At 55.0% G+C, this 12,183-nt stretch carries 9 protein-coding genes and 1 pseudogene; 7 read left to right on the top strand and 3 right to left on the bottom strand.

The window, feature by feature from the left end:
* Positions 1 to 17: 17 nt before the first annotated feature.
* Positions 18 to 434, bottom strand: a complete 417-nt coding sequence (locus tag ACN0VM_RS12665; RefSeq protein ID WP_417451251.1) for an adenylyltransferase/cytidyltransferase family protein — start codon at positions 432 to 434, stop codon at positions 18 to 20.
* A gap of 177 nt (positions 435 to 611) precedes the next feature.
* On the opposite strand from ACN0VM_RS12665, the gene ACN0VM_RS12660 reads away from it, so the two are divergent.
* The 5 genes from ACN0VM_RS12660 to ACN0VM_RS12640 all read left to right on the top strand — a co-directional run bounded on the left by ACN0VM_RS12660 (position 612) and on the right by ACN0VM_RS12640 (position 7,311).
* Positions 612 to 2,648 carry a LicD family protein gene (locus tag ACN0VM_RS12660; protein WP_417451250.1) on the top strand — a complete coding sequence of 679 codons (2,037 nt, stop codon included), beginning with the start codon at positions 612 to 614 and terminating at the stop codon, positions 2,646 to 2,648.
* A 173-nt stretch (positions 2,649 to 2,821) separates the two neighbouring features.
* A complete protein-coding gene (gene cysD / locus ACN0VM_RS12655; protein WP_417451299.1) occupies positions 2,822 to 3,751 on the top strand; it encodes a sulfate adenylyltransferase subunit CysD in 930 nt (309 codons plus the stop codon).
* Positions 3,751 to 5,673 carry a sulfate adenylyltransferase subunit CysN gene (gene cysN, locus ACN0VM_RS12650; RefSeq protein WP_417451249.1) on the top strand — a complete coding sequence of 641 codons (1,923 nt, stop codon included), beginning with the start codon at positions 3,751 to 3,753 and terminating at the stop codon, positions 5,671 to 5,673. The genes cysD and cysN overlap by 1 nt, the downstream gene beginning before the upstream one ends.
* Before the next feature lie 81 nt (positions 5,674 to 5,754).
* Positions 5,755 to 6,267 carry a DinB family protein gene (locus tag ACN0VM_RS12645; protein ID WP_417451248.1) on the top strand — a complete coding sequence of 171 codons (513 nt, stop codon included), beginning with the start codon at positions 5,755 to 5,757 and terminating at the stop codon, positions 6,265 to 6,267.
* Between the two features lie 147 nt (positions 6,268 to 6,414).
* Positions 6,415 to 7,311 (top strand): alpha/beta hydrolase fold domain-containing protein, encoded by an 897-nt coding sequence (locus tag ACN0VM_RS12640; RefSeq protein ID WP_417451247.1) that lies wholly within the window; start codon positions 6,415 to 6,417, stop codon positions 7,309 to 7,311.
* 5 nt (positions 7,312 to 7,316) lie between these two features.
* Here the strand turns inward: ACN0VM_RS12640 and ACN0VM_RS12635 are convergent, their stop codons facing one another.
* Both ACN0VM_RS12635 and ACN0VM_RS12630 read right to left on the bottom strand, forming a co-directional pair.
* Positions 7,317 to 8,894, bottom strand: a complete 1,578-nt coding sequence (locus ACN0VM_RS12635; protein ID WP_417451246.1) for an LTA synthase family protein — start codon at positions 8,892 to 8,894, stop codon at positions 7,317 to 7,319.
* 140 nt (positions 8,895 to 9,034) lie between these two features.
* The gene (locus ACN0VM_RS12630) at positions 9,035 to 10,357 is read right to left on the bottom strand and encodes a capsule biosynthesis protein (RefSeq protein WP_417451245.1); all 1,323 of its coding nucleotides are present in this window, start codon (positions 10,355 to 10,357) and stop codon (positions 9,035 to 9,037) included.
* Positions 10,358 to 10,954: 597 nt separating this feature from the next.
* Between ACN0VM_RS12630 and ACN0VM_RS12625 the strand changes: the two genes are divergently transcribed.
* Complete coding sequence (locus ACN0VM_RS12625) at positions 10,955 to 11,971, top strand: KpsF/GutQ family sugar-phosphate isomerase (RefSeq protein ID WP_417451244.1); 1,017 nt, start codon at positions 10,955 to 10,957, stop codon at positions 11,969 to 11,971.
* Between the two features lie 3 nt (positions 11,972 to 11,974).
* Positions 11,975 to 12,183: pseudogene (locus ACN0VM_RS12620) on the top strand (hypothetical protein); the annotation flags it as partial.

The following is a 12,183-nucleotide window of genomic DNA, read 5'->3' as shown; positions in this document are numbered from 1 at the left end:
GGAACAGGCGCAGGGTTTTAAACGTCGCCTACCGCCAGTTTTTTGTTTTCTGAAATGCTGCTGATGAGATAGGTGGTGGAGATACCCTCGGTCCGGGGTAGGTAAACCACCTCGCACAGGTCCTTGAATATATCAAAACGACCTTCCCAGTCGTCCCCCATCACAAGCACATCCGCTTTGTGTTCGCGGATATAATCGCCTTTCGCCTCAAGGGAATGCTCAACAAACGCGTGGTCAACACAGTTCAGCGAACGGATTATTTCCATGCGTTCCGCAGTTGAATAAACCGGACCACGTCCCTTCTTGGAAATGTTCAGTTCATCGCTGGATACGCCAACGGTCAGATGGCTGCCAAGTGCAGCAGCCCGCTTGAGCAAGCGTACGTGGCCGACATGCAGCAAGTCGTATGTTCCGAAGGTCAGTATACGTTTCATAAGGGCGCTGAAGCTTTCCGAAAGTGGATTTTGGTTTCAATTACAGTCGCTTTACTTGTAATGAAACAGTAAAATAATGTAAATATAAATGTCATTATTCTAGCATGGCCGAAGGCTGCCGCACTGCACAAAATCAGCGGCAATATCGGCGTAAATTGTCCAGACAGGTATGTATTTATGAAAGATTTTGATGCCCCCCGGCATGAGGCCCATCAACAACTTGTGGCCGATGCCAAGCAGCATCTTGAGCGTATATTTGCCCGGTCCAAACGTCGCGCGATAAAGGCGATGTTCCCTGGGGCACTGTCGTCACTGGCGGCGCCACTGCTCCCGGTTCACGTGAAGGTGAAGCAACGTTATTCCTCATTCTACTTCGAGCTAACCAAACCCAAGCCTGAGTTTTTGAACTTCTCTTCGGTCCGATTTATTGGAGAAGTGGAAGGAGAGGATGGGTTGGTTGATGTATCTGAGATGGCGGTCTGCCACCAAAGCAGTTATCACCCGAACCGCATGCGCGCACGCGCTGCCATCACAGGTGCACGCTTTGCCATGAATATACACAGCCGCCGTGAGGTCAGGCCCTGGTGGTGCGCAGAGTTCCCCGCCGAGGTGCGGGTGCATCATATCTATTTTTATGATCGGCTGGGCTTGCGGAGCGAGCGAACGGCAAGCTTGCGCATACGGGGGGTCTGTGGTGAGCGTAAGGAAATTTTTTACTGTCCGGCCCATAACCTGAAGGCATCCGTGCAGCAGCGCGTGATGCAGACGCTTGATAACATCGAAGCGCTACGCCCCCTTTGCCGTGCCGAGGACAGGGAGGACTTTGATGGACACCTGAAAGTCGCATTGGCTGCGCTAAGGCTGGTGTATGACAAGGTGAATATCAGGGATAAAGACCGACAAGGCCGGTTTTTTTACCGCTTTTCACCCGAGCTTTATCGTGACCGTATCGCGGCGCGGCGGACGGCTGGCTGGACCAAGGCCGACCTCTCTCAAAAGGCGATCGCAGGCCATCTGGTCGCAGCCATGCACCTGGTTGTCGATGCGGTCAGGGACTTTGGTTTTACGCGTGAGGATGGCGCCCGTGCCCATGTTGGTCCGACCACCGCGCGGTATGTCCGGGTGCGAACTTATGGCGGCCCCAATAAGGGGTTGGGTGGCCTTGCCCTGCTGAATGGCGGCTATGAGGGTGACCCCGTGCGCCAGTATGAAGCCGGTAAAATTCGCAATGACCATTTCTGCGAAAATTTTCAGGACCCTGAAGTGTTCAAGCTTAACCTAGGCGGCAGCATCGGCTGGCGTGTACTCGACCTGGGTGAGGCTGTCTCTTTTGACCATCTGATTATGTGGAACCGGAACAAGCAGCGGGCTGACGGCACCATGTTCACGGATATTGCCGTCAGCGACGACGGGGAAGACTGGACCGTTATATTCGATCACGGTGCGCATTACCGGCGTATCATGGAAGTAACCCGGCTTGTCGATATGCTGACAGGCTCCAATTGGCCGGACCATTACGCCAGCGTGTTCTCTCGTCTCTTCACCCTTTACCGCCAGCGTGCCTTGGCGCGCCCACTGGTGCGCACGATCCGCAACAACAAGGCACGGCTTGATGACGCCTTGTCGGGCTCAGCCATGGTGGCGAAGCAGATCAACTTTGCATCACGCCTTATGTTTACCAAGCATGGTATGCATGTACCGCTCAGTGAGCGTAGCGAGCAGAAAATAATGGACGATTTGGTGTTTTTCCGCGATGAGATGGCCAAGCTCGGCCTGAAGCCTATCCTGCTTTATGGTACGCTTTTGGGCGCCATTCGCGAGAAGGGCTTCATCCCGCATGATGACGACCTGGATACGGCTATTATTGTCGACTGTACGAGCCCTGACGACCTCGTGGTAGAGCGGGACCGGGTTGTCCAGCTTATGTGCGAGGCAGGTATGAAATGCAATGCGGTGAAGCGCCCCAAACCGATCATTCACTACAGGCGTTCGGGGGTAACGATAGATCTCTTTATCCTGGGACATAAAGAGGGCAAGATTTATTGGCTTCACGATCAGCTTGAAACCCGCGAGGTGGATGCGAGCATTTTTCTGCCTTTGGGCGAGATAGAATTCAAGGGCGAAACGTTCCCTGCGCCGTATGATCCGGAGGCAGTTACCGAAGCCCGCTACGGTACCAGTTGGCGCACACCGCAGCCCAGTTTCGGACTGTAGAGAAGTATTTCGCGTCCAAATAAGTTTGGAATTTTAAAAAATGAAGTTTATTGGAATATTTATCCAATAAACTTCCTCTGGCGGGGCTGGAAAGAAAAAATAATTTCCCAAATCTCTTATCCTTGCGCTAAACCCGCCCCATCTTTAAAACCCTGAAGTTCAGCAGGTCTGAAATTTTAAATGGTGGTGTGGATTCCATGACAAAAACGCTTACTCACCTGAAGCGGCTTGAAGCTGAAAGTATTCAGATCATGCGCGAGGTTGCGGCCGAAGCCGACAACCCGGTGATGCTGTATTCCGTTGGCAAGGACAGTGCAGTAATGCTGCATCTGGCGATGAAGGCATTTTACCCCAGCCTGCCGCCTTTCCCGGTGATGCACGTGGACACCACATGGAAGTTCCGCGAGATGATTGAATTTCGCGACAAGCTGACAAAAGACCTTGGCCTTGAGCTGATTGTGCATATTAACGAAGACGGCGTGCGTGACGGCGTTGGCCCGTTCACCCATGGTTCCGCCTACCACACCGATGTGATGAAAACACAGGGCCTGAAGCAGGCGCTGGACAAATACGGTTTTGACGCAGCCTTTGGTGGCGCGCGTCGCGACGAGGAAAAGTCCCGCGCCAAGGAACGTATTTTCTCCTTCCGTTCCGCGCAGCACCGCTGGGACCCGAAGAACCAGCGTCCTGAACTGTGGAGCCTTTATAACACCCGCAAGGCGAAGGGGGAGAGCATCCGTGTCTTCCCGCTTTCCAACTGGACCGAGCTGGATATCTGGCAATATATCCACCTTGAAAGTATCCCCATTGTGCCGCTGTATCTGGCGAAGGAACGCCCGGTGGTGGAACGCGACGGCCAACTGATCATGGTGGATGACGAGCGCATGCCAATGCGCGACGGTGAGACGCCGGAGATGAAGATGGTGCGCTTCCGCACGCTGGGCTGTTACCCGCTGACGGGCGCGGTGGAGAGTACCGCCGACACGCTTGAAGAAGTGATACAGGAAATGCTGCTCACCAAATCGAGCGAGCGACAGGGCCGGGTGATCGACCATGACAGCGCCGCCTCGATGGAGAAGAAAAAGCAAGAGGGGTATTTCTAATGAGCCACCAATCTGACCTCATTGCTGAAGATATCACCGCTTACCTGAAGGCGCAGGAAGAGAAATCCATGCTGCGCTTTATCACCTGCGGCAGCGTGGATGACGGTAAATCCACCCTCATCGGTCGCCTGCTGTATGACAGCAAGCTCATTTTCGAAGACCAGCTCTCAGCGCTTGAAGCCGACAGCAAGAAGGTTGGCACCCAGGGGCAGGAGATTGATTTCGCGCTTCTGGTTGATGGCTTGGCGGCTGAGCGTGAGCAGGGCATCACCATCGATGTGGCTTACCGCTTCTTCTCCACCGACAAGCGCAAGTTCATCGTGGCAGACACGCCGGGGCATGAGCAATATACCCGCAACATGGCGACGGGTGCCTCCACGGCTGACCTCGCGATTTTGCTGATTGATGCGCGCAAGGGGGTGCTGACACAAACCCGCCGCCACAGTTTTATCGCCTCGCTTCTGGGCATCAAGCATATCGTGCTGGCGGTGAACAAGATGGATCTTGTGGACTATAGCCAGAAGGTCTTGAACGAGATTGAGGAAGAATACCGCGAGTTTGCCAAGGACTTCGGTTTCAAGGAAATCAGGTCGATCCCGCTGTCGGCGCTTCGGGGCGATAATATCCTCACCAAATCGGACGCCACACCATGGTATGATGGCCCGACCCTGATGCACCACCTTGAGACGGTGCAGGTTGATGACATGCGCGCCTCTGCGCCCTTCCGCCTGCCGGTGCAGTGGGTGAACCGCCCGAACCTTGATTTTCGCGGTTTCTCCGGCACCATTGCGGCGGGGACCGTCAAGGCGGGTGACGAGATCAAGGTGCTGCCAAGCGCCGAGGTCAGCCGGGTGAAATCCATCGTCACCTATGACGGTGACCTTGACGAGGCGGTTGCCGGCGAAGCCGTGACCATCACCCTTGAGGATGAGATCGATATCTCCCGCGGGGACATTATTGCGGGCAAGGACCACCCGCCAGAGGTGGCTGACCAGTTTGAAGCCAAGATCATCTGGATGTCGGGCGAGCCAATGCTGCCCGGCAGGCCCTATATTTTCAAAACCGCCAACAAGCTTGTACCAGGGCAGGTGACGGACCTCAAACACAAGGTCAACGTCAACACCATGGAACACACGGCCGCCAAGCACCTTGATCTGAACGAGATCGGCGTGTGCAACATCTCGCTTGACCGTCGTATCGCGTTTGACCCTTACGGCATCAGCCGTGACACGGGTGCTTTCATCATTATCGACCGGCTGACCAACACCACCGTGGGTGTTGGCATGATCGACTTCGCGCTCCGCCGTGCGTCGAACATCCACTGGCAGGCGCTCGATGTGAACAAGGCCGCGCGGGCGGAACTGAAGCACCAGCGCCCGGCCATTCTGTGGTTCACGGGCCTTTCGGGCTCAGGCAAGTCGACCATTGCCAACATCATTGAGAAGCGCCTGTTCGCGCGCGGCCGGCATACCTATGTGCTGGACGGCGACAACGTGCGCCACGGCCTCAACCATGACCTCGGCTTCACGGATGCCGACCGGGTGGAAAATATCCGCCGTGTGGGTGAGGTCTCCAAGCTGATGATCGACGCGGGACTGATGGTGATGACCAGCTTTATCAGCCCCTTCCGGGCAGAGCGCGACATGGTGCGTGGTCTTGTGGAAGGCGGCGAGTTTGTCGAGGTATTTGTTGATACGCCGATCGAAGTGTGTGCGACCCGCGACCCCAAGGGGCTGTATAAAAAAGCCAAGGCCGGCGAGATCAAGAATTTTACGGGCTATGACAGCCCTTATGAAGCGCCTGAAAACCCGGACATCCATGTGAAAACCGATGAGATGAGTGCGGAAGACTGCGCGGACAAGATCATCGAGTATCTGGAGAAAAACGGATACCTGAGCGCGAACGGAAACGGCAAAGCCTAAGTCGGCGCTGTGCAATAGATGAGCAATAGAAAAAGGCCGGGGTTCTCCCCGGCCTTTTGTTTATGAGGTGAGGAGAAAATAATGAGCCTGAAAGAAACAACAGTGATGATGACGCGCTACCGTGCGTGGGCCAATGCGCGGACGTATGAGGTGGTGCTGGATGCCCCTGAGGAGCAGGTGACGCGCGAACGCAAGACGCACTTTCGTTCCATCGCCTATACGCTCAACCACGTTTATGTCATTGACGATATCTTCCGTGCGCATCTGACGGGCACACGCCACAACTATACCAGCCGCAACACGGCGGACTGCCCCAGCGTGCCGAAGTTGTGGCAAAAGCAGCAGGCGCTGGACGCGTGGTATGTGGACTATGCCGAAGGCGTGAGTGAAGCAGCACTTGGTGAGGTGATCACCTTCGACTTTGTGGATGGCGGGCAGGGCGCGATGACTCGGGCCGAGATGCTGCTGCATCTGGTTACCCACAGCCAGTATCACCGTGGTTTTGTCGGCGACATGCTGAACCAGATCCCTATAAAACCCATCCCCACCGACCTGCCGGTCTACCTGCGGAAATTCAGGATGGGCAACGGCTGAGAAATTGTTAAAATTTTAGAAGTCAGTGTGTCTAATTGTTTGGCAGCAAAGAAAGTTCCATGAAATTGCTGTGTGCGTGCCGGAATTACTTGCGCGAGCGAAAAGCTAGCTGTCAGTATGGCAGCCGAAAGATCACACGGGGGATATATGGCGAGCTTGAAGTCGAAGTATTGGGTGTTAATGCTGAAACTGATGGGCAAGAAGCGCAACCGCACGAGTGTTGAAGCCTTTTATCAGGACATTGAGAAACGCCGGAAAAGCGACCGGTACCAGCCGCCCAAGGATCTGGCGCAGCATTTCACGGTGACGGAGACAAGCGTGGACGGTTTCCCCGTCATCACGCTGAAGGAAAAAAGCATAAGTGTGCGCCAGCACCTGTTTTACCTGCACGGCGGCGCCTATGTGGGTGAAATTTTGCCGCAGCAGTGGGAGTTTATCGCCCACCTTGCCGCGCGTACCCATGCCGAGGTGGTGGTGCCGATCTACCCGCTGGCGCCCGAACATAAGGCCGCGGCTGTGCAACCCTTTGTGCAGAAGGTCTATCATCAGCTTGAAGAACGCCTGCAAGGCATGAGGCTACATGTCATTGGCGATAGCGCGGGCGCAGGCCTCGCCGTGGCGCTGGCGCAGGCAGAACGTGCTGAAAGGGGCGCATTTTCAGCGCATCAACTGCTGTTGGTCAGCCCGTGGGTGGACGTCAGCATGGACAACCCGGACATAGCGGCCATAGAGGCCAGCGACCCGTGGCTCACGCAGGTGGGCCTTGCGGAGGCCGGGCGCTGCTACGCCGGGGATTGGGATGTGAAGGATCCGCGCATCAGCCCGACCTTTGGCAAGCTGGACGGCTTGCCCAAAACCCATATTATGATGGGCACGCGCGATATACTGCTGCCGGACGCCAAACTGTTCGCAGACAAACTTGGGGCGGCAGGTGTGCCCTACAGTTTCCGGCAATATGAGGGCATGTTTCATTGCTGGGTGATGCTGGATATGCCCGAAACGCGTGAGGCTCGGGAAGAAATGATCGGGCTGTTGCAAAGTTAGTATTGTCAGCTTTGGGGGGTGTGAAAGCCGGCAACCTCAAGCAGCTTGTCAGCAAGGTTTTCTACCCGCAGGGCGCCATGCTCCTCCGGCTGACAGCCGCTGTGCCACAGCAGATAGTCAACCTTGCTGTCAGTGAAGCCGTGCCGGTCAAAAAGATCATGGAAAGCGGGTTGGTGGTCTCCGTACAGGGCCATCGTCCGGGGGCGCTTCAGTGCGTCCGGCGCTGCTTCTGGGCCAAGGCGTGAAAACAGCGCGAGCACATTGTCCATATGCTGGCGGTAGATGGCAAAAGACCGGTCGCCCGTCGGGTCGGTAGCGGCAAGAACTCCTTCATCCAGCCAGGGAGCAAGGCGCCCTTCATCCCACGGGCCGTGGCTTTCAATCGTTATGCTGAAGACAAAAAGCGGCTGGTCGCTGGTCTTTTTATGATCTGCAATGGTGCGTTCAATCAGGTCGCCAAGTGCTTCGTCGCTGATGTAGGGACCGAAGCGGCTGGCACCACTGAAGGCTTCAACACCGATAAAGTCGTCAAACCCCATTTTGGGGATAACACTGCTGCGGCGGAAAAACTCTTTTTTGGCAGGGTGCACACAAACGGTCCGGTAGCCCAAGGATTTCAGCCGTGTGGCAATAGTCTCGATGCCGGTGTGGGCGGCGCGTTGGTAGGGATTGATGCGGTCCACGCCCATGTTTTCGTTGGCAATGCCGGAAAGGAAGGCAAACTCGCTTTGCATGGTTGAGGCACCCCACGCAGGCACATGCAACAGGTCCGCAGACACCCCATTTTTGCGTAAACCGTCAAGCGCGGGCCAGGTGTGGTCTTCATATCCTGGTATACGCCGGTACAACCTGTCGATATCGAAATAGCTTTCGGCCTGGAAGGCGATGATGTCCGGTGGCCCGCCCGGCTTTCCTTTGTGGGAAAGCGGGGGATGGCTGGTATCGGGTGCGGCGGGTTCGCTGCGATCCATCAACAGAAGGCCATAAAGCAACATCAACGGAAAATACCCGAAACGCGCCGTGTCGGTATTGATGTCAAAGGTAAGGCCGAGACTGCGGGCGCGGGCGTGTGTCAGCACGCGGGAGGATATCCGCGCCAGTAAATAAAGGGCTATCATCCAGCCCAAAAGGCCAAGCGCCCATGCTGCAGGCGCAGGCAGTAAGGACTGGTGGCTGACAAAGGATGTTTCCAGCGTGCAGGCAAGAATGACGGCCAGCGCAAAAGACCCGAAAATGGCGACCACGCGTTTGGCGCCGACATAGTCGACATAAAATTCCGGGTAAATGAACAGGTGGCGCGCGGTCTCGAGATCCGGGGCGCAAATGGGCTCGCCCAGCACCCTGTTCTTCACGTTCGAGACAGCGGCAAGTCCCGCGTAAACAAATAGCCAGCCAATGAACGTAATGCCAGGGTGACCAAGAAGCGCGGCTAAAGTGAGATACACCAGTAGCGATGTCACCGGGGTGAGCAGATAAAAGGCAACATGGCGCTTTTCATCGGGGCGGGAGAAGCCGATTTTGATGGTGGCCTCAAGAAAGAAGGGTAAAATCAGCAGGGTTACTATCGTTACAATCGTGGCCATGATTACACTTCACCCTGTGCGGTTCAATTCATCAGGCCTGTATGTTCAGACCACTGCCATGTCAGGCCACCGTTATGCCGGATCACGGTTGTGTCAGATCGTGCTTACGTCATATTGCGCTTATGTCAGGCACGAAAAGCTTAACCCGAAGGAAGGCGACGCTTTTTACCTGACAGCACGTCGGCAGCTTCCGCGACCGCTACGCTGATACCATCTTCAGAAAACAGGTCTCCCCTGATTTGTGTATACGTCTGTACAACGGTGAGGAATTCGTCCGCAAGCCTTTGTTGAGGCCTTACGGGATTTTGCCAAAACATATCAAGAGGCTTCTGGTCAGTCAGGCCGTCAAGGTCATACAGCGCTGTACCCAGAACCTTCAGCGGGCAACCCAGCCTGAGCGTGGCGAACCCAACCGTGCTATTGACCAGAACGACGCCTTCGCACCCGCGGATCAGGGCGTCAAGGTTGCCGCCTTCAGCGAACGAGACTTTGTCAGAAATACCGTGCCGGGCAGCGGTGGCCCCGATAATACGGCGATAATCGATCATACCGTTATCAAGGGGGTGGTTTTTAAAAAACAGCTGACAGCCTTCCGGGGCGTTGGCGGCGAAGGAAGCGATGACCTCCTCGATGAATTCTACCATACCGGAAAAGCGTGAATGCACCCGAATTTGATAATCGCTGTTCAACTGAAGTGGCACAAGGAAGTAGGGCTGGGTCGTTTGCTCAAAACATGCGAGCGTTCTACGGTTGTCAGCGCTGTATCGCCATGAGTTGAACCCGCGCTTGATCCAGCCTTTTGCTTCGCTGAGCACGCCTGCTGGACGGTGACTGCGGTAGTGGGGGAAACGCCATTTGAACAGTATGTTGCCGGCGTGGGCCAGGATATCCATTCGGGCGCGGCGTGCCATGTTGGTCTCTGTTTCGGGGCGGACGATCCGGTCGCGTTTGGTCAGGGCTGCATGCAGGACGGCAATTTCCTGCGCTGTGCGAGGCATGCGGGAATACCCGTTGGAGCCGTCTGCTTCCATGGTGACCCAGTGCGGCCGGGTGTAGCCTTCATCAAAGACGTAAACCTGCGTGCCGGTTTCGCGTGCGACTGTACGCATGGCCATGTGAATGGGGCGGCAATCCCCGAACAGAATAACCGTGTGAATGTTTTCGTGGGTGATGAAGTCACGGTAGAAGGTCTCAAGATTAGCTGCGGCGCAGGAGACCCGGTGATGAAAGACGCCCCTGTGGGCTTTTCCCCTGAATACCCAGTCTCCGCCACAGAAGTGCATTCGGTGCACTGTGTGCCCGTCGTTCGCCAGCCGCGCGGCCAGCTTGGCGAAAAAAGGGGTCGCCAGCCCTTGAAGGAACAGGATGTTTTTCGCAGAATATCCGTCGCGTGCAGGAGGCGATAAATCTGGGTTCATAGTAGGGTCCGCCGTTTCGAGTGCCGCGTCTGAGAGGTCGTTCATCTTATGTTAATGCCTCACGTAGCAAAACCACAACAGGCTTTCAAACGGTTTCCCGGCAAGGGCGGGAGGGTTGTCAGTCAGAAGTTATTTCAGGCCCGAAGGGCGTGGGGTATTTCGTCGTAACAAACAGTGCAGGAACAGTTTTGAATTAGCGATTACGATTGTACAGTTAGTCATGAGCCACGTTGCCGGTCATTAAAACCTAAAAAAATTATTAATAAAAATTAGCAAGTAAAATTGACCTAGTGAGAAAGTGTCTCTATTCATACATGGCTGATTGCGCGAAGAAAATTGGCTTTTATAGCTAATTCAGGTCATTGGCTGCACCAGGGTTTTCAGTATCGTGCTGTTTGCAGAGAAATGAATACATTGGTTAAGGGGGTCATGCGGTGAGCGTATGTTGGCGTCACAAGGCTGAAATATTATGTTGGCACCTGCTGGCAATTGGGCATTGTGAATAAAAAAGCGCTATGATAGCTTGCGCCGATTTTTCCGGAGACACCTAAAAAGCACCAAATTGCCACATTTTTAATCTTTATTGCAGTGAGTTGGCAATCTGGTCGGGCAATAACAAATAAAAGAGCTTGGGGATTTTATATGAAAAGCTCCGCGGACGAGAATTCATCTCGCGAGAATATTATTGACCTTCCCAATAGTGTGAAGGCGGATCTGAACGAGACTCTTGAGAATATTGGGTCCAGCTTTTTGAAACAGGGTCAGGCTCTTGAGCGTTTGTCCCAGACGTATGATTCAGAAACCTACCGGGAAGCCATTCGCGTGGCGCTCCAGACCCGAGGGCATATTATTGTTATCGGCATGGGTAAGTCGGGTCATGTGGCGCGGAAGATATCCGCGACGCTGGCTTCTACCGGCACGCCTTCCTTCTTCCTGCATCCGGCCGAAGCCTCGCATGGGGATCTCGGTATGGTAACGGCAGATGACACGCTTCTGCTGATTTCCTATTCCGGCGAAACGCAGGAGATTGTCCAGCTGTTGCCGTCGCTTAAGTCTTTTGGTAACAAAATCATCAGCATTACAGGCGCCAAATCCTCCACGCTTGGACGGGCATCCGATGTGGTGCTTGAAATTCCGATCGCTGAGGAAGTGTGTCCCAATAATCTGGTGCCAACCACATCTATCGTGGTGACAGTTGCCATTGGAGATGCGCTGGCAATATCGCTGATGCAGTTGCGTGATTTTCATGCCAAGGACTTTGCCCGCTATCATCCGGGTGGTTCGCTTGGTCGCCGCCTGTTGATGAAGGTGGAAGATGTGATGCTGACTTCCAGCGTGCCTGTTGTCACGCCAGGTATGGTATTGCTTGAACTCGCGGCCGAAATGGCGGGTGGCCCTGCCGGGGTTGCCGTGGTCGTGGATGAGGAAAGCAAGCCCGTGGGTGTTGTGACAAAGGGTCAGCTGGGTGTAGCCCTTCGGGTGACCCGGCGCGTGCGTGAAGTTGCCGCACACCAGTGTATGAGCAAGGAATTCTCTATCATTCGCAAGAATGTTATTGTAGACGAAGCAGAGAGCACCATGCGTGCCGACGAGGTGAAATTCCTTGTGGCGGTCGACGAGCATGGCCGCTATGCCGGGATTTACAAGCACGGAGATTAAGCGTTGAGCAAGCGAGAGCGGCGACAGTTTGGACGTCATGTCCGGTCTGCTCTCGCAGTGCAGTTCGGCGTAGTCTATGCGCTCGCGGTTCGCGAAATGTACCGGAAATTCGGCGCTTATAAGTTGGGTGTTGTATGGGCCCGGCTTGGGCCTATCATGATGATCGTTGGGTTTATGACACTGTTCGGCGAGCGGGGGGGCGGGGGGTTCGC

The sequence above is a fragment of the Kordiimonas sp. genome (assembly GCF_048260245.1).
GTDB lineage: Bacteria > Pseudomonadota > Alphaproteobacteria > Sphingomonadales > Kordiimonadaceae > Kordiimonas.
Note: the sequence above shows the minus strand (reverse complement) of the source record. Positions and strands in the feature narration are given on the sequence as shown.

Coding starts and splice junctions, on each gene's coding strand:
- ACN0VM_RS12635 (WP_417451246.1), bottom strand. CDS start 8,894: ATGGCCACGATTGTAACGATAGTAACCCTGCTGATTTTACCCTTCTTT.
- ACN0VM_RS12665 (WP_417451251.1), bottom strand. CDS start 434: ATGAAACGTATACTGACCTTCGGAACATACGACTTGCTGCATGTCGGC.
- ACN0VM_RS12645 (WP_417451248.1), top strand. CDS start 5,755: ATGAGCCTGAAAGAAACAACAGTGATGATGACGCGCTACCGTGCGTGG.
- ACN0VM_RS12625 (WP_417451244.1), top strand. CDS start 10,955: ATGAAAAGCTCCGCGGACGAGAATTCATCTCGCGAGAATATTATTGAC.
- ACN0VM_RS12630 (WP_417451245.1), bottom strand. CDS start 10,357: ATGAACGACCTCTCAGACGCGGCACTCGAAACGGCGGACCCTACTATG.
- ACN0VM_RS12640 (WP_417451247.1), top strand. CDS start 6,415: ATGGCGAGCTTGAAGTCGAAGTATTGGGTGTTAATGCTGAAACTGATG.
- cysN (WP_417451249.1), top strand. CDS start 3,751: ATGAGCCACCAATCTGACCTCATTGCTGAAGATATCACCGCTTACCTG.
- ACN0VM_RS12660 (WP_417451250.1), top strand. CDS start 612: ATGAAAGATTTTGATGCCCCCCGGCATGAGGCCCATCAACAACTTGTG.